Raw genomic sequence first — 26137 nt, forward strand, 5'->3', positions numbered from 1 at the left:
ACCCCTCCCTTGCTTTCATCTCTTTTCATATCGTTCGATAGACTTATACTCCAGTATCACACCGTGAGTACCAACAGGGTCGAACGAATGGAGTTAGACGCATTCTTTCTGTTGTTGGGTGTCGCCGTCCTCTCGTTTCTCCTCGTCGCCTCGCTGTACGTCGTCTGGTCACGGGTCGTCGGTCTCGACCCGACGTTAGTCCGGAAGTTCGCCTCCTTCACCGGTATCAAACGGTTTTTCACGGCGTTGGTGTCCGGCGCACTGCTCGGAACCGCCGTCGTCGTCGCGCCGTCCGTCCCGGTCGGTATCGCGGCTATCGTCATGCTCGCGGCGAGCGTCTTCGCCGGTCTCATGCTGTTCGAGTTGCTGCAGAAGCGACGGACGAACGAGATGTAGCGCCGTCGTGCGGTGACAGGAATCGGTACCGGTACCCTTTCGACAAAATCCGGATCGGCTACCGTTCAGATCACTCTGGAAACGGTCGAGAGGAGGTCGTCGGGGGTAACGACCGCGCCCCGTTCGCAGAGGGATCGATACTGCACCGCCGCGTCGCTTCCGGCGTAGTTCCGCTCCGCGAACGGTCGCTCCTCCACGACGACGACCGAATCGGCTTCCGCGACCGCCTCCAGGTTCGCCAGGTTGCCCGCTCCGATTTCCACGTCGGCGAGGACGGTCACGTCCGCCTCGCGAATTCGTCGCTCGACGGCCTCCCGCGCTTCCGTTCCTATCGGCGCGAACGGGTCCTCGGTGACGGCGTCGAGTCCGAGAAGCCGAGCGGTTTCGAGGTCCGAATCACCCTCGTTCAGCACGCCGACGGACACCTCGTAGCCCGCCGCGGAAAGCAGGTAGAGCAGTCGGGAGACGGTTCCACCGCCGCCGACGACGTGTATCCGACCGCCCGTTTCCCCCGTTCCCCCGTTTTGCGCGGGTCGGTCGGGGAGCGCGGTGACGTACGTCGAACCGGTGACCGGATGGCTGGAAACGACCGCACGGGCGTCGAACGCCTCGCGTAGCGTCTCCTCGGCCAGCACTTCCGTCGGCGGTCCGGACGCGAGCACCGACCCGCCAGCGAGCAATAGGAGTTCGTCGCAGTAGTGGGCCGCGAGGTTCAGGTCGTGAATCGCGGCGACGACGGTTTTCCCGTCCGCGACGAGTTCGCGGACGAGTTCGAAGGTTCGGACCTGGTGATTGATGTCGAGGCTGGCCGTCGGTTCGTCCAGCAGGAGGACGGGCGTGTCCTGTGCGAGCGCCCGCGCGAGCAGGACGCGCTGGCGCTCGCCGCCGCTGATTTCGGTGATCGAACGGTCGGCGAATCTCGAAACCTCGGTTCGGGCCATCGCACGCTCGACGAGGTCGGTTCCGGTTTCGGCGCTCGTCCCGTCGTTCGATCCGTCGCCGAGTTCGCTGCCGAACCGCGAGCGGTACGGGTTTCGACCCATCGCGACCACGTCGCGCACCGAGAAATCGAACGACAACGTGGTGTCCTGTGGAACCGTCGCCACACGGCGACTGGCGGCCTTCGAGGAGAGGTCGGCGATGGCGTCGTCCGCGACGACCACCCGGCCGGAATTCGGCGTGAGAACGCCGTTCATGGCGCGGAGGAGGGTGGTCTTGCCTGCGCCGTTCGGGCCGACGAGGCCGACGAACTGCCCGTTCTCGATGGTCGCGGAAACGCCGTCGAGGATTTCGCTGTCGCCGAGCGTTATCGCCACGTCCTCGATTCGGATCACAGCGAACGCACCTCGCGTTTCCGCAGGAGATAGAGGAAGAAGGGCGCGCCGAGGAAGGCGGTGACGATGCCGACCGGGAGTTCCGCCGCGCCGACGGCGGACCGGGCCACGGTGTCCGTCGCAACCAGAAAGACCGCACCGGCGAGCGCGCTGGTCGGGAGCAGGATTCGGTGGTCCGGACCGACCAGCAGGCGCATGATGTGCGGGACGACGAGGCCGACGAAGCCGATGACGCCCGAAACCGCGACGGCGGCGGCGGTGACGACGCTGGAGACGATCAACAGAAGCCGCTTGGTTCGTTCGACTTCGACGCCGAGGTTGTGGGCGTCCTCCTCGCCGAGCAAGAGGACGTTGAGGTCGGAAGCGAAGAGGAGCAGGACGACGAAACCGAGAACCGTGACGGGAAGCGCGATTCCGAATTTCGTCCACGACGCGTTGTTCAGGTGGCCCATCAGCCAGAAAACCGCCTCGCGCAGGCTTCGCCCGCTCCGGAGCAGGAGGTAGGAGACGACCGCGCCGAGGAGGGTTTGGATCGCGACGCCAGCGAGCAGGAGGGTTGCGACGGGTGTTCTGCCGTTCTGGGTCGCCAGCAGGTAGACGGCGAACGCCGCGAGAATCGCGCCGACGAACGAACAGACGGGGAGCGCGAACGGGATCGAAATCGAGAGCGCGATGGTCGCCACCGCGCCGACGGCCGCGCCCGAGGAGACGCCGATGATGGAGGGGTCCGCCATCGGGTTTCGGAAGAAGCCCTGCATCACGACGCCCGCGGTGGCGAGGGCGAACCCGACCACGGCGGCGAGGGCGATTCGCGGCATCCGGAGCCGCATGACGATGATCGTGGCGGTTTCCGGGACGGCGAAGGAGAAGAGGTGGCTGTACTGCAGATCGAACGACGGGAACGTGATGACGAGTCCGCCGGGAACCGTGAGCGCCCCGCTCACGAACCGGATTCCGGTCGGAACGGCCAGCGCGTTGAGCAGCGCCTTTCCGACGACGAGCGGCGAGAGCGACGTCGGGCCGATGGCCGCGCTCACCAACACGACGGCGACCAGCGCCGCTACCAACCCCGCACACCACGTCGTCACTCGCGTCCCGTATCGCATCTATCTGAAAGTGAAATTGCTTTAGGTAAATATTTATTGAATACGGCCGACGTGCCGACTACATGAGACACCGACTGTTGTCGGCGCTGTTGCTCGTTACCGTCGTCGTCAGCTCCCTCGGAGCTGGCGTCGGTGCGGGCGTCGCGGGCGCTGCTGACGCACAGACCACCTGCAAGTTCCCGGTCACGAAAACCGACGCGACGGGAGCGAAGGTGACGATAAACGAAGCGCCGAAGCGGATCGTCACGCTCTCGCCGAGCGCGGCCCAGACGATGTGGAAGATCGGCGGTAAGGACAAGGTCGTCGGCGTATCGAAGTACTCGGCGTACCTCGACGGCGCGAGCGAGAAGACGAACGTTTCGGGTGCCGGGATGACCGCCGTCGTCCCGGAGAAGGTCGTCTCGCTGAATCCCGACCTCGTCCTCGCCCCGAACATCATCTCCGACGAGACGGTCAAAAAGCTCCGGAACGCCGGGCTGACCGTCTACAAGTTCCGCGAGGCCAAATCCATCGACGACATCTACGCCAAGACGAACCTCACCGGCAAACTCACGGGCGAGTGCGGCGGTGCGAAGGAGACCGTCTCGTGGATGAAAGACCGAATCGAGACCGTCCATCAGGCCGTCGAGGGTGAGGACAGTCCCTCGGTCATGTACGTGATGAGCGGCGGGTACACCGCCGGGAACGGCACGTTCATGGACACCATCATCACGCAGGCTGGCGGGACGAACGTCGCCGCGGAGGCAGGAATCTCCGGCTACCAGCCCATCAGTAACGAGGTCGTCGTCGAGCAGAAACCCCAGTGGTTCATCGTCTCGACGGGCGCGAAGATACCCGACGCTTACAGCAGCACCCCCGCCGCGAAGAAGAACCAGACCGTCTCGCTGAACCCCAACTACGTCAGCCAGCCAGCCCCACAGATCGTCAAACCGATCGCGAAACTGGCCAAGACGCTCCACCCGAAGGCCTATCAGAAGGCCAACGTCACGACGACGACCGAGCAGACGATGACTTCAGCCGACTCGGGTTCGAGGACGACCACGACCACCGCCGACTCGGCCACCAGCACGAGCGAATCCGGCGGCCAACCCGGATTCGGCGTTCCGATTGCGGTCGTAGCACTCGGACTCGTTGGACTGTTGACGCGGCGTTTCTGAACGGATTTTTCGTCTTTCGTTTTTCGAAGGGGACCAACCGCACGGCGCGCGAAAAGGCGCACGGTAGTGCGCCCGCGCGAGGGATGACCGAACGTAGTGAGGGAATCGGTTGGGGAGGAGTGTGGCACGGTGCGGTAGCGGAGCGGTGCGGGGTGGGATTGAAAGGGGCCGCCTGGTCCCGCGAACACAGTGAGGGGGACGTTGTCGGAACTCGTTTCCGACTGAACTCGCGCAACGCGTGGGCGTCTGCACGGGCCAGTATTTTAGCCGTGCGGTGTCCTCGTGAGCGAAGCGAACGAGGGCTTGGAAGAGCTTCGCTCTTCCAGCGCGGGGAGGCCAAAATATCCCGTGCAACGACCACGAGCGGGCGGGGGCTTTCGAGGCGGTCTGCTCCCCAGCGATTCCACTCTCCTTCTAACAAAACACCTCTCCGCGTAGCGAGTGGTGAGATACTAAATAATACTATTTTATACTGATTTCCACCAAAATCCACTATCCTCCACGAACACCTCCTCGTCGGCGTGACACGAAAAGGAGTTTAACGCCGGACTGTGGAGTGACGGTATGGTCGAAATAGTCATCTGGCCCGCCTACATCGACGCGGGGTTGACTCGCGGACAAGGGCGACGGGTACCGGAAGGGATGGCCGTCGAGGAACCGACGGTGGACGAAATCGCACGGGCGGTACAGCAAGTCGGCTACGACACGGTGATCGAACGCGACAAGGCGTACTCCCGCGAGGGATGGGAGGAACGCGGACGCGTGCTGGTACAGAACGCGGACGATTCCGCGAAGAACGACGTCGTACAGGCCGTCGCCGCATACGTCACGGCCATGCGCGAGTGATGCAGCGACTCGGACAGGTCGTCCGGACGGCCCAAGGACTGGCCATCGTTCGCTCGCCGAGCGAGGAGTACCCGGACATCGGCACGATGGTGGTGGACGAGGGACTGACGACGGTCGGACGGGTCGTGGACGTGTTCGGGCCGGTGTCAAAGCCCTACGTCGCGGTGTCGCCGGACGACGAGACACCGCTCCCGACGCTCGTCGGGGCGAAACTCTACGCCCGGTAAGCTTCCGTTCGGTTCTGAAAACCCCTAATCGATCCGACGAACCCAAAACCACAAAGAGGGGTCACTTCTATCTCCCGACATGGACAATCGAACGCGGGAGTTCTTCGCGTCCGGGTTGACCGTCGCCATCTTTCTGGCGGTGCAACTCGGCGCGCTGGCGCTGGTGAAGCCGTTCAAGACGGCGGGGTACCAGACGGTCAGCGACCCGTCGGACCCGACGAACAGCCTCGTCTACATCGGCGTCATCCTCGTCTTCACGGCGGGAATGCTCGTCGTCATCAAACTCGGCGTGCAATGGATTCTGCGCGCGGTTATCATCCTCACCAGCGGGATGATTTCGCTGTACGTGTTCAGCGTCGTGATTCCGGCGGTCGTCACGGTGACGGTCTCCGATTCGCAAGTCAACGTGCTCGCGTGGGTCTTCGCCGCGCTCGTTTCACTCGCGCTGGCAGTGTATCCGGAGTGGTACGTCATCGACGCCGCGGGCGTCCTGATGGGTGCCGGGTCGGCGGGACTGTTCGGCATCAGCTTTGGCTTGCTCCCCGCTATCCTCCTACTCACCGTGCTGGCCGTCTACGACGCCATCAGCGTCTACGGCACGGAACACATGCTCACGCTCGCCTCCGGCGTGATGGACCTGAAGATACCTGTCATCCTCGTAATTCCGCTGTCGCTCTCCTATTCGTTCCTCGAAGACGCCGTGCAGGCGACGAGCGAAGGCGCGGTCAGCGAGAACGACGACGAACTGGTCGGCGATGGGGACGGCGAGTTCGACGATTCCGAGAGCCTCGGCGAAGCAGTCGGAGATGAAGGGGAAGCGAATCGGGACGCCTTCTTCATCGGTCTCGGCGACGCGGTCATGCCGACCGTGATGGTCGCCAGCGCGGCCTTCTTCTCCCCGGCGAACGCGCTCCTCTCCGGAATCGCGCTCAACCTGCCCGCGCTGACCGCGATGATCGGAACGATAGCCGGACTACTCGTCCTGCTGTGGATGGTGATGAAGGGCCGAGCACACGCCGGACTGCCGCTCCTGAACGGCGGCGCAATCGGCGGCTACCTCGTCGGCGCGCTGGCGAGCGGCATTCCGTTGATGAAAGCGCTCGGATTGTAACACGACCGTTCTCGGACCTCTCAGGGTTTCGTACCGACGAAACGGACAGGCCCGTCCCTCGCGTAGGGATGCCATGACTCCTCTCGGCGAAGGAACGCCTTCCCCGCACGATGAACCCGTTCGTGTCGGCGTCCTCAGTTTTCACAACAGCAAGGAGACGAAGGCGATTTTGAACGCGATAGACGATTTGGGCCACGTTCCCGTCTGGCTTCGGAAGGGAAACACCCGCGTCCAGATCATCGGGGACGAACCGCGACTCGACCCCGACGTGGATATCGTCGTCAACCGACTGCTGTTGACGACCGCCGAACATCCGCTCGAACACCTCGAAATCGCCAACACGCTCGCCGGACATCGACCGATGGTCAACCCGCCTCCGGCCGTGCTGACGGCGATTCACAAGTACGCGACAGCGGTTCGACTCGCCAACCAAGGCGTGAGAACGCCGGATTCGTATCTGGGATTGTCCGCCGCCACGTTTGCCGAGGGGAGTCGGTACGTCGGCGGATCGATGCTCCAAAAGGCCGGTATCGGGACCCACGGTGACGCGGCGTGGAAGGTGGCGCGAAACGAGCGACCGACGCCGGTCGTCGGCCACAGGCACACGTTCCTCCAGCGATTTCTGGACCAACGGGGCAAACAGTCCGACGTGCGGGTGTACGTCGTCGGCGACGAGGTCGTCGGCGCGATGCGGCGGTTGGCCCCGAACGGCGACTGGCGGACGAACGTCGCGCGTGGCGGCACCCCGGAGGACGTAACGGACGAACTCCCGAGGGAAGTCGGGTCCATCGCCCTCGATGCGACACACGCCCTCGGTCTCGACGTTGCGGGCGTGGACGTGATGGAGTGGCGCGGGGACTGGTACGTCCTCGAAATAAACCCGACGGCGGGGTTCACCGGCTTGTTCGACGCGACTGGCAAAAGCGCTGCCCCGTACATCGCCCGGTACGCCATCGAGCGGGCGGGTGGTGAGGTGCCCCCCGGACAGGTCGCGGAGATCGCCCAGTCGCTGGATGACTCGGTTCCCGCTTGTAAACCACGTCGGGCGGGCGGGACGAACCGCCACCGAACAGTCGGCTACACGGAACTGGTGGTCGTCAACGGAATGCGGACGTCGGAGTCGGTCGTCGCCAAGGCCGACACGGGTGCGACCCGGACGAGCATCGGTATCGACCTCGCGTCGGCGGTCGGCGCGGGTCCCATCAAGAGCAGCGCCGCCGTGAAGTTCGGCAGCGGGAAGGCGAGCAAGACGCGGCCACTGGTGGACGTGGACATCGGTATCGGCGAACGGTGGCACAGGGTGACGGCCAGCGTGGAGGACCGAAGCCACATGCGTCATCCGCTCATCCTCGGACGGGACGTGCTCTCGGACTATCGCATCGACATCCGCCGTCGGGCGGGCGAGGAGTAGGGAAACGGCCAAAGGAAGTTTCCGTTCACTCTCCGCAGGCACGAACGATGCCAGAGATGCCAGACACGGGCACGGCGACCATCGTCTACGACGACCCGGAGGGAGAGGTAATCGAACGAGAAGCCGAGAACGACGACATCGTCTACTTCGACGACCACTGGCTGATCAAGGTCGGGGTCAACGACGAGGGCGACGACATGGTCCGACGCGTTCCACGCGAACGCGTCCACTACGTCGAACGCTCCATCGACGAACTCGAAAAGAAGGTCGAAAGCGCAGTCGAGAAGGCGAAAGAGCAGTTCGGCTGGTCGGTGTAATCGTCGATTCGGGTGCCGTCACAACTATTCGTACCGCCGCTGTGAGCCTACTCCATGGCTTCGAACGCAACGAACGGGTTCGTGGGTGGATTGTTCAGTACCGTCGTCATGACGGCATTCCGTGAGTCGATTTCGCTGTCGTATCCGCCGACGGCCGAGTTTTGCGCGAAGTTCCTCGGCGGCGAACCGAACGACCATCCCGTGGGTGCAATCGCACTCCACCTCCTGTACGGCGGATTCGCCGGTAGCCTCTTCGCCATCGCGTTCGGAGATGGGTCGAACTCGGCACTCGACGCCGAAACGGAGGGAACAATCGGCGGTCTCGGCTACGGCCTCCTGCTCTCCCTCTTCGGGGAACGGGTCATGCTCGGTCGGTTGTTGGACATGACCCTCGAAGAGGACGAATCCATTATTTTTCACGCCGGACACGCGATGTACGCGTCGCGCTCGGGGCGTGGGTCGGTTCGCGGTCGTAACTATTCGCCGGTCAGCGCCTCGCTCGCGGGCGAGAACGAGATCGTCGAGCCCAATCCGTCCTCGCAGGCTTTCTGGTAGAGCATGTACGCCGAAGCGACGGTTTCGATGCCCGTTCCGCCGCTGTCGAAGACGGTTATCTCCTCGGCCGATTCGCGGCCCGGTTTCTCGCCCGCGACCACCTCGCCGAGTTCGGCGTGGATGTCCTCTTCCGTCACGTCGCCCGACTCCATCGCCAGGAGGAACGACCCCGCGTCCGACGTCGCGCGCTCCCGCAGGTCGGGGACGTACGTCGAGCGCGCTATCGTCGTCGCGTCGAGTTCGCGCTTTTTCGGGTGATACTGACCCATCGCGGTGACGTGTGCACCGTCCTTGAGCAGGTCGCCGTCGAACACCGGTTCGCTGGCCGTCGTCGCGGTGATGACGATATCGGCGTCCTCGACGGCCGCGGCACTGCTGGCGACGGCGGCGACCGAGGCGTCGTACGCCTCGTTCATCTCGCCCGCGAACGACTCCCGGTTCTCCTTCGTCGGCGAGTAGACCCAGACGGTTTCGATGTCCCGGACCGTCATCGCCGCTTTCAGTTGTCCGCGTGCCTGCGCGCCGGTACCGATGAGAGCGAGCGAGGTTGCGTCCTCGCGCGCGAGTGCGTCGAGTCCGACCGCACCCGCCGCACCGGTCTTGAACGGATTCATGCTCGCGCCGTCGATGAGCGCGAGGGGTTCGCCGGTCTCGGCGTCGAACAGCGGCGTCATGAACCACGCATCGCCCGCGCTGAACCCGGCGGGATACATGTAGCCGCCCATCGCGCCCGTTTCTGGGAGGATCGCGGAGTAACTCGTCAGCATCCCCGCCGGTTCGTCGTTCACCAGCGTCGTCCGGGGTTTCGCGGGCGCTCCCAGTCCTCGCTGACGATAGCCGTCACGCACGGCATCGACGAACTCGTCGATCTCTGCCAGTCCAGCGACGTCGTCGCTCGTCAAAAACAGCGTCTCGGTCATGGCTGGACGAACGGAAGCCAGCGACAAAACCGTTGAGGAACGGAAACGGTAGCCGTCGGGAATGAAGGGTGAAAATAAACTGCGAACGTGAAACGAACGGAGAAAGGAGAGGGAAAAGAGAGACGAAAATTACTCAGCGGAATTGACTGGCGCGGATGACTGGGGGTTCGGGGCAGATGCTTCATCGACGGGTCCGTTTACGAACAGTGCGTGTCCGATGAGGAGCACGGAAACGAACGCTCCAAGGGGTACAGCGGTCGTTAGCGCGAGTCCAGCGATGCTGAACGCTCCGGTTACACCGACCAATGCGAGTGGGATCAGGCCAAGAATGAGGTCATAGTATCCAGTCATAATGTATTCAATAATATGCGGTGTAGGTATATAACTGTTTCCCATAGGCGAAGCAGCTGATTCCTGTATGGATTGAGAATGCTCTAAGGAATCTACCGGTTACATCTTCATAACTTATGAAGATGCGACTAGGATACAGGGACCCCAGACCGAGAATTCTGCACTCTCAGGGGGGTGTGAAATGCCCGAGAGTAATTCATTCTGCCACAAAGCCATGTTAACGATGCTCATGATAGGCGTTGTCTGAATTTTTCGAGGGAGAATTACCGGCGATAATTGAGGTAGGGCGTCGATGATCGACGACCGAACGGCGGTATTCACCGATCAGTCGTGCGTCGGGGGACGAAGGAGCAACGCACCGAGCGCCGCCACGATTGCGAGAACACCGCCGATGAGGAACGCGACCGTCCATCCCATGGCCGTAACGAGAAACCCTGTGACTGCCCCGCCGAACACGCCACCCCACATCTTCCCCGAATAGAGCAGTGCGTAGTTCGCCGAGGAATGTTCCCGCCCGTAGTAGTCGCCGACGACGCTCGGGAACAGCGTGTACTGTGGACTCCAGAAGAACGTGGCGACGATGACGGCGAGGACGAACCCGATGTCGGAGTTCACGTTCGCGAACCAAACGACGGCGAACAGACCGACGCCGCACAGGAAAAAGGAGACCGCCATCGCGCGCTCCCTGTCGATCCGGTCGGACGCGTCGCCGACGATCAACCGCCCCGCGCCACCCGAAAGCGGTAGGACGATGGCGGAGACGGTTGCGATCATCGCCGCCAGTCCGAAGTGCTCGGCGAAGGAGACGACCTTCGCGGTCAGCATCAACCCCGCCCCGCTCGCGCAGACGAACATCACGTACATCACCCAGAACTGCCACGTTCCGGCCATCTCGCGCCACGTGTACTGCGGACCCGAGACCATCTCCGTCGCCTCGTCGCCGCCGTCGGCCGTCGCTTCGAGCCACCCCTTCGGCGGGTCGCGGAGCACGACCGCTCCGACGATGATTCCGATACCGATGAGCAGTCCCATGTTCCAGAGGACGCCCGGGTAACTCGACGCCGTCGCGTTAGTGCGCACGTACGGAACCACGAGCGCACTTCCCGCGGCGAACGCCATCGTCCCCAGCCCGGTCGTCAGGCCGCGCCGGTCGGGGAACCATTTCAGCGCCGTGTTCACCGCGACGGTGTAGACGATACCGACCCCGATGGCCCCGAGCGAGTAGAAGAGATACAGTTGCCAGACGCTCGTCGCACGCGACAGGGCGAGATAGCCACCCCCGGCGAGGATTCCCGCGAGGAGCGTCAGCGCCCGTGGGCCGTGTCTGTCACGCCACCAACCGACGGGGAACTGTGACCCCGCCTGAAAGATGACGAAGAGGGTGAACACCGCGCCGAGCGCCGCCGGGTCGATGGCGAGGCGATTCGCGATCGGCGAGCGGAGGGACGACCACACGTACTGATACGGACTGACCAACCCCATCATCACGACAGCAGCGGCGACCTGCCACCATCTGGAGAACCCGAGCACGTCCTTGGCACGGGCAGAATAATCGACATCGGTAGTACTCATGGCGCAACCGACCAACCGGATAACAATCAGAGTTGGGTTTGGGGAAACCCGCGTACGTTTATGAGGGAATACGAACTATTATCCTCCATGAAGGGGAGAAAATCGTATCTCGTCGCGCTCGCACTCGTCGCCGTTTCGTTCGCCCTGGGCGTGTACTACTATCCCCGCATGCCGGACCAAATCGCGTCCCACTGGAACGCGAGCGGGAACGCCGACGGCACGATGCCAAAGCTGTGGGGACTGTTCCTGATCCCGACGATGACCGCGGGACTGCTCGTGCTCTTCGCCGCGATTCCGCGGATCGACCCGCTCCGGGAGAACATCGCGGAGTTCCGGCGGTATTACGATCTGTTCATCGTCCTGTTCGTCGCGTTCATGCTGTACATGCAGGCGCTGATCGTCCTCTGGAACCTCGGCTACCGGTTCGACTTCACCATGGTGCTGTCGCCAGCCATCGGCGTGCTGTATTATTTCATCGGCGCGCTGATGAGCCGCGTCGAGCGGAACTGGTTCATCGGCGTTCGGACGCCGTGGACGCTCTCGGACGACAGGGTGTGGAAACGAACTCACGCGCGTGCGGGGCCGCTGTTCAAACTCGCGGGGATCATCGCCATCCTCGGCGCGTTCGTCCCCCGATATGCGATTTACCTCGTGGTGGGCCCGGTCCTCCTCGCCGCGGCCTATCTCATGCTGTACTCGTACGTCGAGTACCGGCGTGTCGCCGCGTAAAAACGCTATTTTCGCCGTTTCCGATCACCCGCCGTGCGCGATGACCTCGTCCGGACGGATTTTGAGCAGGACTCGCGCCGTCCGAATCTCCGGCTGATACTCCTCCCCCGTGTAGCGCTGAGATAGTTCGTCGATGTGCTCGCGGGCACCCTCCTCGGTCATCTCGTCGACTTCACCGAGGACGGACAGCGCCCGATAGCGGTTGTCCGGGTCGGTCATTCCCATCCCGACCTTCGGATTCTCCCGCACGTTTCGTTCCTTGCGCCGACCGCGTTCGGTGTTGACGAGCACCCTGTCCTCGTCGGCGTCGTAATCGACCCACACCGGGGTGACGTGCGGCAGTCCCTCCGGCGTGAGCGTGGCGAAGTACGCGAAGACGGGCTTCTCGAACAGTTCGTGGAACTCGGATGGAATGGACGACATCAGGAACGGACGACAACCGGGAATCACTTTACGCTACGGGCCACGGCGTTCGGCGACGGAAAAGTGACCGCGTTAGCGAATCGCGAACGTAACCCCAGCCAGGATTCGCCAGACGGTCAAAAACAGGATGCCGAAGCCAAGCATCACGAGGACGAAACTGACCGGTGACTCGCCGTGGAAGAACGACGTCGCACGGAGCGCGGCACCGATGAGCGCGGCGGTAATCCACGTTCCGTCCGCGAACAGCACCGAGGTTCGAATCGAGCGGCGGGCGCGGGAACTGTACAGGCCGACCATGAACGCGGATATCAACCACCCGATGAGGAACGGTGCGACGGTGTTAGCGAAGTAAAGTGGTTCTTGGAAAATCGGATCGTGATGGCGAAGGCTCCCGACTGCCAAGAGCACCAACAGAACCACGATATCGCCGATGAAGAGTCCGGCCGTCGTTCCCGAGCGGTCGAATCGCCGAGTTACGAACGCACTGCTCATACGGTTCGTTGCACGGCCGGGGTTATGTCGTTCCCGATGTGCGTTTGATACCCGCGACGGTGTAATCGAAGCCACGGCCCCGAACTCGCGGGACGAGGTCCGCCGCGTGTAGAAGACGAGCCAGTTCGTCCGGCGTGAAAAACGACGACCGCATTCCCAGCAGATGTTCGCCACGGACGAGCAACTGGCCCCGAACTGTCGCCGGATTGAACTCGCGGATGATCACCACGCCGCCGGGCCGCAACACGCGCTCGACTTCCGAAAGAGTCGCCTTCGCGTCGCCGATGTGATGGAGCGCGTCCGAGATGACGACGGCATCGACGGATTCGGCGTCGAGCGGCAGTCGGGTCGCGTCCCCGCGCACGCAATCGAGTCCGCGTGCGTGTGCCTGTGCGAGCATCCCCGAGGAGGCATCGACGACGAAGCGCTCGTCCACGTCGAACGCGCGCACGGCACGGCCTGTTCCGCCCGCCACGTCCGCGATTCGCTCGACCCGTCGTTCGGCCTGTTGGAGGCCTTCGCGCAGAATGTCGTAATCCGAATCGGGCGAGAAGTAGTCGTACAACTGTGCGATGCGGTCGAAGTGACCGATATCGCCGTTCGTGGGGGACATATCGGATGAACGCGACCCATCGCATAAAATTCGACGGCGGGAACGGGCGACCCGATGGAGGGATGTGGGTCGCGCCGAAACGGATGGGCATGGAGTACGCGGTACTGGGATGGCCGGACGAGGGGCCGAAACTGCGACTCGATTACGAACGGTTCAGCTACGCGGGCAAGTTCGTGATGTCGAACACGGGGAAGGCCGTCGCCCGCATCTCACGGGATGCGGTGGGGCTTCCGGTGAACTACGGCGACGACCGTCTCGTGGCCGCCATCGCGTTCAACGAGGACCGCACCGATGACGGGACGATGTGGCTCCGGTACGTGACGGTGCACGCCGACCGCCGCGGCGAGGGAATCGGTTCCGAACTCGCGCGATTCACGACGAGACGGATTCACGAGCGTGATTATCAGCGTGTTAAAATCGCGGTAAACAATCCCTACGCGTACCACGCGCTCTATCGAGCGGGGTTCGGGTTCACCGGCGAGGAGACGGGACTGGCGGAACTGGTCTTGGAACACCCGAATCCCGAAACGGAGCGCTATCAGGACGGATTGGACGTGTATCGTGCCCGTGACCTCTCCACGAACGAGGAGGAGTTTCTGGCCGCGAAGGAGGGTCGTCGGCCACCGCAATCGGACGACTCTCGGCCGGTTGAACGCTCGGAAGATCGATGATTTCACGGAGAGGATCTCTTCGTTTAGTACACCGTTCATTCAGCCGTTAATGACCTATTAACGAAGGTTTAGTATCGCTTCGTGTATGGCAGTGAGAGACGATAGAAGAAGAGTGCTCGGACTCATCGGGTCGGGCCTGACGGTCGGAATCGCCGGTTGCTCGGCGTTTTCGAAGAACGAGTCCTCGGAGAATTCGAGCGGACGGAACGGCGCACAGACGACGGAGACCATTCAATTCCCGACGACGAGCACGACGGACACCGAAGACGGAACGGAGACGGAGACAGAGACGGAGACGACGTCGGAGGTCGAACCCGTGGACCCGGAGGACCTTGAACCCGCACCGAAAGCCTATCGGTCGGTGTCACGCCCGGAAAAGGCGGATGAGCACAAGTATGCGACGATGGGGTCGGAGGACGCATCGGTGACGGCACGGTTCTACGGCGCGTGGAAGTGTCCCTACACGCGTCACTTCGTCCTCGACATCCTGCCGACGCTCATCGAGGAGTACGTCAAACCCGGCGACGTGGCGATCGAGTTCCGCGCCGTCGCCTACGAGGACGGCGAAGGGTTCCACGGCCCCGACTCACCCCGTGCGGCGCGGGCCGGGTTGGTCGTCTGGAATCAGGAACCCGACCAGTTCTGGACGTACTTCGGCACCGTGTTCAAAAACCAGAACAGTGCGCCGGGGTGGGCGACGACGGAGACGCTTCTCAACCTGGCCGAGAAGGCAGACGTGAGCGACCGCTCGGATATCGCCTCGCTCATCGAGTCGGGTAAGTACCAGTCCCAGATCGAGAAGACGATGGACCAAGTACACGATATCCCGATCACGCGCGTCCCCCGCATCGTCGTCGGCGACACCGTAACCGCGCCGACTGTGTCACCGAAGAAGACGAAGGCACAACTCGACGCGGCGCTCGGGAAAGGGTCGGGATCGAAAACGACGACCACGACGGACGATTCCAAAACGACCACCACGAAGGATGACGGTTCGGGGACGACCACCACGAAGGGAGATTCCGGGACCACCACGAAGGGAGATTCCGGAACCACCACGTCCGGGACGACGAGCACCACCAAGACGTCCGGCGATTCGACCACGAGCACCACGGGAACGAAAACCACGACGAACTCGACCAGCACGACGACCGGCACGAAATCCGGGAACTGATCGGCGTTCGTCGTGAACCCGATGTTCCACTCTTCTCTCACCGCTCTCTTTGTCACACTGGTCGAACACAGACTCACGAGCGAGTGCTACACCGAAGAGAAGTACGGGGAGTCATCGGTTTTCGAAACAGCCGGTTCCCTCGTTGCTCGAAAAAATGGATAGCGAACTGTCCGAGTCTATCCAAATTTGTACTCTCGCACACGCGTTCTTCATCACGTCCGTGAGGTTCGCCTCCGCACTGTCATTCCTTATCTTCGCACGAATCACGACTTCTCCGGGATCACTAGGAAAGTCGACAGTAATCTCCTTCCCACCGAGAACGTTGCCCTCCTTCGCTGTGACCTCGTGTCTCTCTGAATAAACGCTTTTGCCATCGTAGAGCACATCGACTGCGACTGTTTGCGGGTTTTCGCTATCGTTCTCGATGGACAATTTCGTCAGGACGACGCCGCTATCCCGAGATTTCGAACCGAGGGATCCAACACACCCAGCGAGTGCGAGTAGAGAACCGGCGGTCATGGTGAGGACGGCTCTTCGTTTCATACGCTTCGTTTCAAATCGGGTTCTAATACACTTTTCTCCGACAGATAGCTCGATGTCGTCCCGGACGGGAGCTTTCAAGCCGTTCCCGCCCTTAGCGTCGCCAAATGGGTAATTCCGCACTGCGGCAACTCGCATCCCTGGAGGAGGTCAGCTTCGACGACATCGAAGGCTCGGTCGTCGCCATCGACGCCCACAACTGGCTCTATCGCTATCTCACGACGACGGTCAAGTGGACCAGCGACGAGGTGTACACCACCGAGGACGGCACCGAGGTTGCCAATCTCGTTGGGGTCGTCCAAGGCCTCCCGAAGTTCTTCGAACACGACCTGGTTCCCGTCTTCGTCTTCGACGGCCACGTCACGGACCTGAAGAGCGACGAGATCGAGAACCGACGCGAACAGCGCGAGAAACTGGAGGACCAACTGGAGGACGCACGCGAGGAGGGCGACGCCATCGAAGTCGCCCGACTCGAAGCCCACACCCAGCGGCTCACGCCCGTCATTCAGGAAACGACGCGGGAACTGCTCGAACTGCTCGACGTGCCCGTCATCGAGGCCCCCGCCGAAGGGGAAGCACAGGCGGCGCACATGGCGCGAACGGGAGCGGTCGATTACGCCGGAACGGAGGACTACGACGCGCTCCTCCTCGGCGCGCCGCTCACGCTCCGCCAACTGACGAGCAAGGGCGACCCGGAGTTGATGGACTTCGAGGCGACGCTCGAAGAACACGACATCACGTGGGAACAGTTGGTCGATATCGCCATCCTCTGTGGCACCGACTTCAACGAGGGCGTCTCCGGTGTCGGCCCGAAAACGGCACTCAAGGGCGTCAAGGAACACGGCGACCTCTTCGGCGTCCTCGAAGGGCGCGACGCGTACATCGAAAACGTGGACATCATCCGCGGGATGTTTCTGGACCCTGACGTGACCGACGAGTACGAGTTCGACGCGTCGATGGACCCCGACATCGCGGCGGCCCGCGAGTACGTCGTCGACGAGTGGAAGGTCCACGAGGACGAGGTGGCACGGGGGTTCGAGCGCATCGAGGAGAGCATCACCCAGACCGGTCTCGACCAGTGGACGTAGCTCTGCTTTCGAAGGATTCTTGCCCCCCTCGTTCGACCTCCCGCCAATGGACGTGGAGCAGCAACGTACGCTAGCCGTCTGGTTGATTTTCGTGGTTCCCTTCGTCTTCCTCTTCGGCTTTCTCCTGTTGTACGACAGCCTCACGCTGGAAATCATCGCCATCTACTGGTTCCCGGCCATCATTCTCACCATGATCGGCGTTATCGACCCGCCGTGGACCCTCGTCTCGGATGCGGAATGAGTCCGGAGTTGGAACTGATTTTGGCGAAAACCGAGCGCGTCCGTTCGTGGCGAGACGGGAAAACGAACCTCGAAACCACACCGAACTCGTCCAACCAGTCTTCGCCGTCGTAATCGACAGTATTTTTCCGCGAGGGCAAGTACGAACTGTTCGTGAATATACGGGGGACGGTCACCGAGCCGGGAGAGGTGCGGACCGTGAGTACGCAGTACGGGGAGCGCGACCTCGTGGAAGTCGTCGTACAACCGGACGACGACGTGCCGGAGACGGTGACGCTGTGGGGGAAGTGGACGGAGACGGCGGAGTATCTCGAAGCGGGGATGGAACTGCTGGTGACGGACGTCGAGGAGTCCGAATACCAAGGCGAGACGAGCTACGCGACGAGCAAGGAGTCCTACGTCGTGGTCGAACCGGCGTTCCTCGTGAACGTGACGGACGTTCGCTCGTGGGTGCAGTGCCCCCGGATGTACTACCTGAACAAACTGTCGGGGATTCCGCTGAACTACCCCGTCGTCAAAGGAACCATCGTCCACGAGGTGTTCGGCGACCTGCTCCGCGGTCGGGAACTGGACGAATCCATCGAAGAGCGCGTCGAGGAGGTCGGCCTGCAACTCGGCCTGCTCGGACGCGAGGCGGACGAGGTGGCGGGTGAGGTACGCCAGAACGCCAGCGCCATCGAGGGCTGGTTGGAACAGGGCGTCCTCGACGACACGGACGACTGGCGAAGCGAGTACACGCTCATCAGCGAACGCTTCGGCATCAAGGGTCGGTGTGACGCGCTCCGTCGCGGGATGCCGGTCGAACTGAAGACGGGCAAGAACACGAACCGCGACCCGCGCTTTCAGGACAAGATTCAGGCGGCCTGCTACGCCCTCCTCCTGCAAGAACGCGACGTTCCGGCCGACACGGGGACCCTGCTGTACACGAAGAACTCGGCGCTGGACCGCGCCGAGGAGTCGGGCGACCTCTCGCCCGCGAAGGAGTTCGCCATCGCCAAGGGACTGCTGGAATTCGTCGTCCGAACTCGCAACGAGATAGCCGCGGCGGAGTTCGACATGAGCGTTCCGACGGGGTACGAGGCGAACGCAAAATGCGAGTACTGCTTCGAGAAGGACACTTGCATGGTCGTTTCGGGGCGTCTGGATCAGGAGTCGAAGGCGGGCCAGATAGGCCGCCCCATCTCCGAGGACGAGCGCGAGTACTTCCGGGAGAAGTACGAGCAGATAGAGAAGGAGCGGCGGGCGACCCACCGCGAGTACGCCAAACTCTGGGAACAGACGGCCGAGGAGCGGGCGGACGACGACCGCGCGCTCATCGGCTTGGAACCCGCGGGGCAAACACAGATCGAAGGCGAGCGCTGGGAACTCCGCGCCCGACGAACCGACGATGCCGTCTCGAAGATTCGGGAAGGCGACGTCGTCCTCGCCAGCAACGGCCACCCGGTCAGCGGGCACGCGGAACTGGCGCGGGTCGTGGAGTTGGGCGACGAAATCGTCGTCACGACGGACGAACCCGTCGAACTTCGCAGACTGGACGTGTACCCCTCGGAGTTCTCGTCCGACGCGATGTTGACCGCGCTGCACGACGCCCTGCTGAAGGGCGACGAGCGGCGGAAGGACGTGCTGTTCGGTCGGGAAGAACCGGAGTTCGAGGACGGGATGCAACCCTTCATCGAGAACAACGACGCCCAGAACGAGGCGGTCAACCTCGCGGTGAACGCGAAGGACTGCGCGCTCATCCACGGCCCGCCCGGAACGGGGAAGACCTACACCATCGCGCGGACCATTCGGGCGCTGGTGGAGGACGGCAACCGTGTCCTGCTGTCGGCGTTCACGAACCGCGCCGTGGACAACGCGCTCGAAGCGCTCCGGGAGCAAGGGTTCGGAGAAATCGTTCGCGTCGGCACGGAGACCGGCGTCCGCGCGGACATGCAGGACGTTCGTCTGGAGCGGAGCGGCGACCCCGGCGCGCGCGTCGCCGAACTCAAGGGGGCGAGCGTCGTCGCCGCCACGACGTCGACCTGCGGTTCGCGGATCATGCGCGAGGAGGCGTTCGACGTGGCGCTCGTGGACGAGGCCTCGCAGTTGACCGAACCCGCGACACACGCGGCCATCAACCTCGCCGAACGATTCGTCCTCGTCGGCGACCATCATCAACTGCCGCCCGTGGTGAGAGCTGAAACCGAGCTTTCCAAATCGCTGTTCCAGCGACTGGTCGAACGGTACCCCGAGGCGTCCGTCATGCTCGACCGACAGTACCGGATGGCACAGCGGATTCAGGCGTTCTCCTCGCGGGAGTTCTACGACGGCGCGCTCCGTCCGGCCAGCGGCGAGGTTGCGGCCCAACGGATCGAGAACCTCCCGACGGTCGATCCGGACGCCCTTTCACCGAAACTCCGGACGGGGGTCAGCTTCTTCGACCCCGGCGGGAAGACGGCGGGCAACACGAACCCCGTCGAGGCCGAGCGCGTGACCGAACTCGTCTCGGAGTTCGTGGAGGCGGGCGTCGCCCGCGAGGACATCGGCGTCATCGCGCCGTTCCGGGCGCAGGTCGCCGAGATTTCTCGAAGGGTTCCGGATTCGGTCGCGGTCGATACGGTGGATCGGTTCCAGGGGTCGAGCAAGGAGGTCATCATCGTTTCGTTCGTCGCCACGGGCGACTTGGACAGTCCCATCTTCGACGACTATCGCCGGGTGAACGTCGCGCTGACCCGGGCCAAGAAATCCCTCGTCCTCGTCGGTGACGAGCGCGCCCTGCGCTCGTCGCCCTTGTACGACCGAATGGTCGAGTGGGCGACCTGAGGACTTTCCTCCCCGGCGTTCGTACCGCGACTCATGGACGACTCGCTTCCGGACTACTCCCTGCCCGACTGCGACGTGACCGTTCTTTCTCCGCCGGGAGGTACCGCGATATCCCCTCGGACCGCCGCCGATCGAGCGGTCACGGACCCGCACGGCCCGAATCTCCACGACCTCGTGTCCCCTGACGAGACGGTCGCGGTCGTCGTGACGGACGTGACGCGGGCCACGCCGGACGACGTGCTGTTGGACGTGTTGCTCGCGGAACTGGCGGAGGCGGACGTGCGTCGCGGAAACGTCTCGGTCGTTTTGGGGCTCGGTCTCCACCGCCCGATGACCGACGAGGAAATCGAGGACGCGCTCGGCGAGCACGCGGACCTCGCCGAGAATCACGACGCGGAGGCGGTGATGGAGGTCGGAACGGTCGAGGCACCTGATGGGGTAGCGGTCTCCATCGAACTCAACCCGACCGTCGCGGACGCGGACCGCGTCCTTGCGACCGGGATGGTCGAACCGCACCAGTACGCTGGCTTTTCCGGCGGGGCGAAAACCGTGGCCATCGGCGCGGGTGGCGAGTCGCTCATCCGGTACACGCACGGGCCGGACATGCTCTCCCGGGACGGCGTCAGACTCGGCCGGGTCGAGGACAACCCGTTCCGAGAACTGCTGAACGACGCGGGCGACGTGATCGGAATCGACTTCTGTCTGAACGTCACGCACGGGCCACAGGGGATTCTCGGGGCCAGTGCCGGATACCACCGCGACGTGGTCGCCGACCTCGCCGAAGTCGCAAATGAGGCGCTGTCGGTTCCGGTCGAAGGGGGCTACGACGCGGTCATCACGGGCGTTCCGGAAGCCAAAGCCGCGAACCTCTATCAGGCGACCCGCGCCGCGACGTACGTCGTCCTCGGCGACCGAAACCCGCTCCGTTCGGGCGGACGGGTCGTCGTCCCCGCCGACATGCCCGAAGGCGCTGGCGAGGGAAAAGGCGAACAGCGATTTTACGACCGACTCGATGGCGCGAACGACCCCGATAGTCTCTACGAGGAGATGCGAACCGGCTACGAACCGGGGGCACAACGAGCCTTCGTCGTGGCCCGCGTCTTGCGGGACCACGACGTGTACGTGACCGGGAGCGAACATCCCGAAATCGTCGAGGACTGTCTGATGCACGCCCGGGACTCCGTCGAGGACGCCGTCGAACCCGGCAGCGACGTGCTCGTCGTTCCGGACGCGCTCGATACACTGTTGGTTCGACCGGAGTGAAAACGGGTTACCTCACCAGAGGACGTGCGGCCAGACGAACTGGAACAGCACCCAGATGAGTCCGGTGAGGATGACGGTCATTATCAGGTTCAACACGACCCCGGCGCGCATCATCTGTTCCTGCTTGAGATAGCCGCTCCCGAAGACGATGGCGTTCGGCGGGGTCGCGACGGGGAGCGCGAACGCGAAACTCGCCGCGATGGCCCCCGAAACGGAGAGAAAGACGGCGGCGGCGACGTCCGTCAGTCCGAGCGTGGCCGCGAAGACGCTCCCGATGCTGATGAGGATAGGAATGATGATGGTCGCCGTGGCGGTGTTCGAGGTCATCTCCGTCAGGAAGATGACGAGGAGGACGACCACGCCGACGACGAGGACGATGGCGCGCGCCGGTGAGCGATTTGAAGACCGAGTTCGATATCCACTCGGTCGCGCCCGTCGTCGCCAGCGCGTCGGCGAGCGCGATGCCGCCGCCGAACAGGAGGATGGTCCCCCAGTCGATGTCCACGAGGTCGTCCCACTCCATCGTGTCCGCCAGCACGAGCGCCGGAACCGAGGCGAGGCCGACGACGACGTAGTAGAGCATGCCCTGGTGGCCGTCGATGCCGAAGACGCTCGTTCCCTCTCCGCCGAACAGCGTGACCGCCCACGACGACGGCAAGTACCCGCCGATGAAGTCGCCCAACCCGCCGACGACCCACAGGAGGGCGGTCGCGGTGAAGATGAGCGCGACGCGCTTGCCGCGCGGACTCAACTCGCCTTCCTCTTCGAGGTACTGACTGGCCATCTCCTGAGCGTCGCTCACGTCGTCTATCTGCGGCGGATAGAGGAGATACGTCAGGACGTACCAGACGATGGGGAGCGTGATGGCGACGACCGGAACGCCGATGATCAACCACTGGGCGAAACCTATCTCGTAGCCCAGAATCTCGTTCAGTTGCGAGGCCAGCACCGCGTTGGGCGGCGTCCCGATGAGCGTCCCGACGCCGCCGACGCTGGCCGCGTAGGCGGTTCCGAGAAGCATCGAGACGTGGAGGTTGGTGAACGGTTCGTCCCCGCCTTCAACAGCGACGGTCCCGCCGTCGGGGGCGGGCGACGAGTCGGACGACCCTCCTGGAACTGCCGAACCCGCCGCTTCGACCGTCTCGCGGCCCAGTACCTGCGAGAGGACGCCGAGCGCGATGGGCGTCATCATCGCCGCCGTCGCCGTGTTCGACACCCACATCGAGAGGAACGCCGTCGCCAGCATTACGGAGAGGACGAGTCGGCGCGGCGAGGACCCCATCACGGACATTATCCAGAGGGCGATCCGGCGGTCGATGTCGTACTTCTGGAGCGCGTTCGCCAGCATGAACCCGGCGATGAACAGGAATATGAGGTGGTTCGCGAAACCCGCCAGCGCGTCGTCGAGATCGGCGTACACGCCGAACATCGTGAGCACGACGGGGATCGATAGCGCCGTCACCGCCAGCGGAAGCGTCCCTGTCACCCAGAGAAAGCCCGCGAAGAACATCGTTGCGAACGCGAACTGCCCGCGGACCGAAAGCCCGGCGGGCGTCGGGGCGGCGGCGATTACCGCCGTCCCGATAAGCGCGATAACGAAGAGAACGAGTCGCCTGCGTGGATCCGTCTGTGTCATTGGCAAGCAGACGCATGGATTCGGCACGATTAATTCTTTCTCAGATTTGTGAGAATTATAACTGAATCGGAACTTACGGTTGTACTTTTAGATTATATCGTATGGATCCGAAGATTTCCGTCGATGTCTGAAGTTATCTCAGTAATCGTGTTCCGCGACGTCTCCACCGAACTGAATATCGAAGTTATTCCGATTGGCCGAGGTTTATGTCCGGCGTGGGAGAAGCCCCAACATGGAAGAAGCACAGAGGCCTAACGTTCACGGCGAACTATGGAGGGGCATCGGCGTCGGCCTGCCGCTCGGGACCGGCGTCGGAATCGTCACTGGGGAGTTGGCCGTGTGGATGGCCATCGGTTCGGCAGCGGGTATCGCGCTCGGTACTATCCTGACCCGAAGACAGGGATAGGAAGAAGTCATTCCTCCGCAATCAAATCCATGACGCGGTCGTGGAACTCCTGTAACACGGCGCTCTCGTCCTCCGCGAGCACCACGTCGCTGGCCATCAGCGTCGCCAACCCGAACGCACGCGGGGTCGGCGATTCGACGCGGTGTTGAACGACGTCGATGTCGCCGTCCTGTACCTTCCCCAGAATCTCCTCGACGGATTCGAGCGCGAGTTTGTCCTCCACGATTTCGCGGTACGTTTCCTCCATGACGGCGAACTCGTCCAACTCGTCGGCGAACCCGAGCAGCATCTCGCTCGACACCTGCTGTTCGCTGGCGGACTTCTCGTAGCCCTTGTAGCGCTTGAGGATCATCAGCGAGCGCGTCGCGTTGATGCGGAAGTAACGCTGGAGCAGGTCGGTACCCGAGAGCGCGGCGCGCAAATCCCCACGCACTTCGTCGGGGTCGATGTCCGCGAGGATTCCCGGCACGTCCACCTTCCGGTTCAGCGGCATCGAGACCGTGAAGCCGTTGTCCGCGACGGCGACCCCGACGTTCGTGTTGGCGGCCTGCGCACAGCGGTAGGCGACCACGCGCGAGAGGCCGTCGTTGAACTTCCTGCCGTAGTTCGAGTGGACGTAGTAGTGGCGCTGGTACTCCTCTCTGTCCATCACGATTTCTATCGTCAACCGCGTATCCGTGCTCACGCTTTCCGGTCCGGCGTACCGGACCTGCTCGTCGAACATCCGCGCGAGCGCCCGGACGCTGTTCTCGTCCAGCGGGAACTCCCGGAGCCACACCCGAACCGCTGGTTTTCCACGGTCGGTCAACCGCGAGAGCAGTTCGCCCTGAAATGCGGCGATTTCCCGTCCCAAATCGTACGAGAGCGGCAGGCGCTCGGAGAACCACGACGGTACCGTCGGGCGGGCGCTGGTACGGTCGGCGTACACCTTGGACCCGCGACGGTACTTGTACTCGAAGTGCTGACCGCCGAGGACGAACACGTCTCCCTTCTCCAGCGTGTCGAGGTACCCCTCGTCCAGATCACCGACCCACTCGTTGTCCGCGCGGGTGAACACGTCGCAGGTGAACGAGTCCGGAATCGTCCCGATGTTGGTCATGTAGATGACGCGGGCGAGTCGGCCACGTTTGCCCATCAACGGTTCGTCGACCGGGTACTCGGGGTAATGGTACTCGCCGTCCGGCGGGTCGTTCTCGTCGCGCCAGACTTTCGCGTACACGTTCCTGTCCTCCATTCCCTCGTAGCCAGCCGTGAGATACTGCAAAAGCGACTCCCACTTTTCGTCCGAGTAATCCCGGTACGGATACGCTCGCCGAAGGGTGGCCTTCACGTCCGACTCCGGGCGCACCTCGTTGATGGCCATCCCGTACACCTGCTGGGCCGCCACGTCCTGTGCGTTCTCGGGGATGAACACGCGGTCCACGAACCCCTCCTCGGCCTTCTTCAGCATGACCGCACACTCGACCAGTTCGTCCCGGTCCAGCGCGACGACGCGTCCGATGACGGTCTGTCCGAGTCGGTGACCCGCCCGTCCGACCCGCTGGAGCAGTGAGGCCACGCTCTTCGGCGAACCGACCTGCACCACCAAATCGATGTGCGGCATGTCGATACCGAGTTCGAGGCTGGTCGAGGTCGTCACCACGTCCAGTTCGCCGTCCTTCAGTTGTCCCTCGATCCGTTGGCGAGACTCCTTCGAGAGGCTACCGTGGTGACAGCCGGAATTCTCCTCGTCGTACTCGGAGAACTTCTCGCGCAGGTTCTGCAGGACGCGCTCGGCCCCCGACCGCGTGTTCGTGAAGACGAGCGTGTTGGTGTGCGACTGGATCAGTTCGTGCAGTTGGTCGTAAAATCGCTCCTGCACGACGGCCCGCGGCGTGTGCACGAGGTCGTCGGTCGGACACTGGAGTTCGAGGTCGAACTCGCGGACGAACCGCGTGTCAACTATCTCGTACTCTCGGCTTTCCCCGCCGGGTTCCGCCCTGCCGACGAGGAACTCCGCGATGTCCGACAGCGGTTCGACCGTCGCGGAACAACCGATTCTCGTCGGCGAGTCGGCGATGTTCTCCAGTCGTTCGAGACTGACGGAGAGATGCGTGCCGCGTTTGCCGTCGGCGAGGCTGTGGATTTCGTCCACGATGACGTACTCGACGGTTCTGAGTTTGTCGCGGAACTTCGGCGAGTTGAGCAGGATGGCGAGCGTTTCCGGGGTGGTGTTGAGGATGTGGGGCGTCTCGTCGAGCATCTTCTGTCGCGCCGCCGAATCGGTGTCCCCGTGTCGGATGGCGTGGCGGACCTCGCTCACGTCGTCCATCTTGTCCTCGATTCCCGAAAGTGGGAGTTCGAGGTTGCGGTGGATATCGTTCGCCAACGACTTCAGCGGCGAGACGTACAGACAGTAGACCGAATTGTCCAGCCCGGAATCCTGCTCGCGGCGAAACAGTTCGTTCACGATGGCGGTGAACGACGCGAGCGTCTTCCCGCTCCCGGTCGGCGACGCGATGAGGGCGTTCTCGTGGGAGTGAATCAGCGGAATCGCCTCGCGCTGTGGCGGCGTGAAGAACCCGCCGTTCCCGGGGACGAATTCGCCGAACTGTTCGACCCACCACTCCCGCACTGCCGGTTCGAGGAGACCGAGGGTTTCCTCGTCGGCGATTTCGACCGTCTCGGGGTCGAAATCCAACTCCTCGCGGGCCAACAGCCCTCTCGCATCCATTTGTTCCGCGTTGGTAGCGGGCGGCAAAGAGGGTTGTGCCAGCG

Annotated in this window: 26 protein-coding genes and 1 pseudogene; 16 read left to right on the forward strand and 11 right to left on the reverse strand. The window is 63.2% G+C overall.

The window, feature by feature from the left end; all coding sequences use genetic code 11:
- The first annotated feature begins 87 nt into the window (after window positions 1-87).
- On the forward strand, window positions 88-396 hold the full coding sequence (locus A4G99_RS10155; protein WP_066142932.1) for a hypothetical protein: 309 nt from the start codon (window positions 88-90) through the stop codon (window positions 394-396).
- A gap of 65 nt (window positions 397-461) precedes the next feature.
- Here the strand turns inward: A4G99_RS10155 and A4G99_RS10160 are convergent, their stop codons facing one another.
- A complete protein-coding gene (locus A4G99_RS10160) occupies window positions 462-1730 on the reverse strand; it encodes an ATP-binding cassette domain-containing protein (protein ID WP_066142935.1) in 1269 nt (422 codons plus the stop codon).
- Complete coding sequence (btuC, locus tag A4G99_RS10165) at window positions 1727-2836, reverse strand: vitamin B12 ABC transporter permease BtuC (RefSeq protein ID WP_066142938.1); 1110 nt, start codon at window positions 2834-2836, stop codon at window positions 1727-1729. The genes A4G99_RS10160 and btuC overlap by 4 nt, the downstream gene beginning before the upstream one ends.
- A 62-nt stretch (window positions 2837-2898) precedes the next feature.
- Here btuC and A4G99_RS10170 point away from each other — a divergent pair, with 62 nt between their 5' ends.
- From A4G99_RS10170 to A4G99_RS10200, 7 genes are all read left to right on the forward strand, one after another.
- A complete protein-coding gene (locus A4G99_RS10170; RefSeq protein ID WP_066142940.1) occupies window positions 2899-3993 on the forward strand; it encodes a PGF-CTERM-anchored ABC transporter substrate-binding protein in 1095 nt (364 codons plus the stop codon).
- Window positions 3994-4557: 564 nt separating this feature from the next.
- Window positions 4558-4839: a signal recognition particle subunit SRP19 gene (srp19, locus tag A4G99_RS10175; protein WP_066142943.1), complete on the forward strand. Its 282-nt coding sequence runs from the start codon at window positions 4558-4560 to the stop codon at window positions 4837-4839.
- Complete coding sequence (locus A4G99_RS10180) at window positions 4839-5066, forward strand: H/ACA ribonucleoprotein complex subunit GAR1 (protein WP_066142945.1); 228 nt, start codon at window positions 4839-4841, stop codon at window positions 5064-5066. Before srp19 ends, A4G99_RS10180 begins: the two co-directional genes overlap by 1 nt.
- Window positions 5067-5145: 79 nt before the next feature.
- Window positions 5146-6177 carry a presenilin family intramembrane aspartyl protease PSH gene (locus A4G99_RS10185; RefSeq protein ID WP_066142948.1) on the forward strand — a complete coding sequence of 344 codons (1032 nt, stop codon included), beginning with the start codon at window positions 5146-5148 and terminating at the stop codon, window positions 6175-6177.
- 73 nt (window positions 6178-6250) lie between these two features.
- Window positions 6251-7588 (forward strand): aspartyl protease family protein, encoded by a 1338-nt coding sequence (locus tag A4G99_RS10190; protein ID WP_066142951.1) that lies wholly within the window; start codon window positions 6251-6253, stop codon window positions 7586-7588.
- 56 nt (window positions 7589-7644) lie between these two features.
- Window positions 7645-7905 carry a hypothetical protein gene (locus A4G99_RS10195; protein WP_066142954.1) on the forward strand — a complete coding sequence of 87 codons (261 nt, stop codon included), beginning with the start codon at window positions 7645-7647 and terminating at the stop codon, window positions 7903-7905.
- A 54-nt stretch (window positions 7906-7959) separates the two neighbouring features.
- Window positions 7960-8460 (forward strand): hypothetical protein, encoded by a 501-nt coding sequence (locus A4G99_RS10200; protein ID WP_223301816.1) that lies wholly within the window; start codon window positions 7960-7962, stop codon window positions 8458-8460.
- Here A4G99_RS10200 and A4G99_RS10205 read toward each other — a convergent pair.
- The 3 genes from A4G99_RS10205 to A4G99_RS10210 form a co-directional block, all read right to left on the reverse strand.
- Window positions 8382-9380, reverse strand: coding sequence for an ornithine cyclodeaminase family protein (locus tag A4G99_RS10205; RefSeq protein WP_066142956.1), 999 nt, complete (start codon window positions 9378-9380; stop codon window positions 8382-8384). The two genes, A4G99_RS10200 and A4G99_RS10205, sit on opposite strands and share 79 nt — an antisense overlap.
- Before the next feature lie 129 nt (window positions 9381-9509).
- Window positions 9510-9731, reverse strand: coding sequence for a hypothetical protein (locus tag A4G99_RS27135; protein WP_082837779.1), 222 nt, complete (start codon window positions 9729-9731; stop codon window positions 9510-9512).
- Window positions 9732-10055: 324 nt separating this feature from the next.
- A complete protein-coding gene (locus A4G99_RS10210) occupies window positions 10056-11303 on the reverse strand; it encodes an OFA family MFS transporter (RefSeq protein ID WP_066142959.1) in 1248 nt (415 codons plus the stop codon).
- A gap of 87 nt (window positions 11304-11390) precedes the next feature.
- Here A4G99_RS10210 and A4G99_RS10215 point away from each other — a divergent pair, with 87 nt between their 5' ends.
- Window positions 11391-12032 (forward strand): SdpI family protein, encoded by a 642-nt coding sequence (locus A4G99_RS10215; protein WP_066142962.1) that lies wholly within the window; start codon window positions 11391-11393, stop codon window positions 12030-12032.
- A 24-nt stretch (window positions 12033-12056) separates the two neighbouring features.
- Here A4G99_RS10215 and A4G99_RS10220 read toward each other — a convergent pair whose 3' ends face one another.
- The 3 genes from A4G99_RS10220 to A4G99_RS10230 all read right to left on the reverse strand — a co-directional run bounded on the left by A4G99_RS10220 (window position 12057) and on the right by A4G99_RS10230 (window position 13560).
- Entirely contained in the window at window positions 12057-12455 is a 399-nt protein-coding gene (locus A4G99_RS10220; RefSeq protein ID WP_066145110.1) for a TIGR03618 family F420-dependent PPOX class oxidoreductase, read from the reverse strand.
- Window positions 12456-12527: 72 nt separating this feature from the next.
- Window positions 12528-12947, reverse strand: coding sequence for a DUF3054 domain-containing protein (locus tag A4G99_RS10225; RefSeq protein WP_066142966.1), 420 nt, complete (start codon window positions 12945-12947; stop codon window positions 12528-12530).
- A gap of 22 nt (window positions 12948-12969) precedes the next feature.
- Window positions 12970-13560: a class I SAM-dependent methyltransferase gene (locus A4G99_RS10230; protein WP_066142969.1), complete on the reverse strand. Its 591-nt coding sequence runs from the start codon at window positions 13558-13560 to the stop codon at window positions 12970-12972.
- A gap of 89 nt (window positions 13561-13649) precedes the next feature.
- Between A4G99_RS10230 and A4G99_RS10235 the strand changes: the two genes are divergently transcribed.
- Together A4G99_RS10235 and A4G99_RS10240 are read left to right on the forward strand one after the other, a co-directional pair.
- Window positions 13650-14231 (forward strand): GNAT family N-acetyltransferase, encoded by a 582-nt coding sequence (locus tag A4G99_RS10235; protein WP_190303769.1) that lies wholly within the window; start codon window positions 13650-13652, stop codon window positions 14229-14231.
- An 85-nt stretch (window positions 14232-14316) separates the two neighbouring features.
- Window positions 14317-15405 carry a thioredoxin domain-containing protein gene (locus A4G99_RS10240; protein WP_223301817.1) on the forward strand — a complete coding sequence of 363 codons (1089 nt, stop codon included), beginning with the start codon at window positions 14317-14319 and terminating at the stop codon, window positions 15403-15405.
- A gap of 111 nt (window positions 15406-15516) precedes the next feature.
- Here the strand turns inward: A4G99_RS10240 and A4G99_RS10245 are convergent, their stop codons facing one another.
- A complete protein-coding gene (locus A4G99_RS10245; protein ID WP_066142975.1) occupies window positions 15517-15948 on the reverse strand; it encodes a hypothetical protein in 432 nt (143 codons plus the stop codon).
- Window positions 15949-16052: 104 nt separating this feature from the next.
- Between A4G99_RS10245 and fen the strand changes: the two genes are divergently transcribed.
- The 4 genes from fen to A4G99_RS10265 all read left to right on the forward strand — a co-directional run bounded on the left by fen (window position 16053) and on the right by A4G99_RS10265 (window position 21338).
- Window positions 16053-17033, forward strand: a complete 981-nt coding sequence (gene fen / locus A4G99_RS10250) for a flap endonuclease-1 (protein WP_066142978.1) — start codon at window positions 16053-16055, stop codon at window positions 17031-17033.
- Between the two features lie 46 nt (window positions 17034-17079).
- Window positions 17080-17274, forward strand: coding sequence for a hypothetical protein (locus A4G99_RS10255; RefSeq protein ID WP_066142981.1), 195 nt, complete (start codon window positions 17080-17082; stop codon window positions 17272-17274).
- 152 nt (window positions 17275-17426) lie between these two features.
- A complete protein-coding gene (locus tag A4G99_RS10260) occupies window positions 17427-20075 on the forward strand; it encodes an AAA domain-containing protein (protein ID WP_066142984.1) in 2649 nt (882 codons plus the stop codon).
- Window positions 20076-20108: 33 nt separating this feature from the next.
- Complete coding sequence (locus A4G99_RS10265) at window positions 20109-21338, forward strand: lactate racemase domain-containing protein (protein ID WP_066142987.1); 1230 nt, start codon at window positions 20109-20111, stop codon at window positions 21336-21338.
- 12 nt (window positions 21339-21350) lie between these two features.
- Here A4G99_RS10265 and A4G99_RS10270 read toward each other — a convergent pair.
- A pseudogene (locus A4G99_RS10270) lies at window positions 21351-22974 on the reverse strand (SLC13 family permease).
- 232 nt (window positions 22975-23206) lie between these two features.
- On the opposite strand from A4G99_RS10270, the gene A4G99_RS25895 reads away from it, so the two are divergent.
- The gene (locus tag A4G99_RS25895; protein WP_190303737.1) at window positions 23207-23380 is read left to right on the forward strand and encodes a hypothetical protein; all 174 of its coding nucleotides are present in this window, start codon (window positions 23207-23209) and stop codon (window positions 23378-23380) included.
- Between the two features lie 7 nt (window positions 23381-23387).
- Here A4G99_RS25895 and A4G99_RS10280 read toward each other — a convergent pair whose 3' ends face one another.
- Entirely contained in the window at window positions 23388-26093 is a 2706-nt protein-coding gene (locus A4G99_RS10280; RefSeq protein WP_066145114.1) for an ATP-dependent helicase, read from the reverse strand.
- Window positions 26094-26137: the final 44 nt, after the last annotated feature.

Source organism: Haladaptatus sp. R4, assembly GCF_001625445.1.
In the GTDB taxonomy this organism is placed as follows: Archaea; Halobacteriota; Halobacteria; order Halobacteriales; family Haladaptataceae; genus Haladaptatus.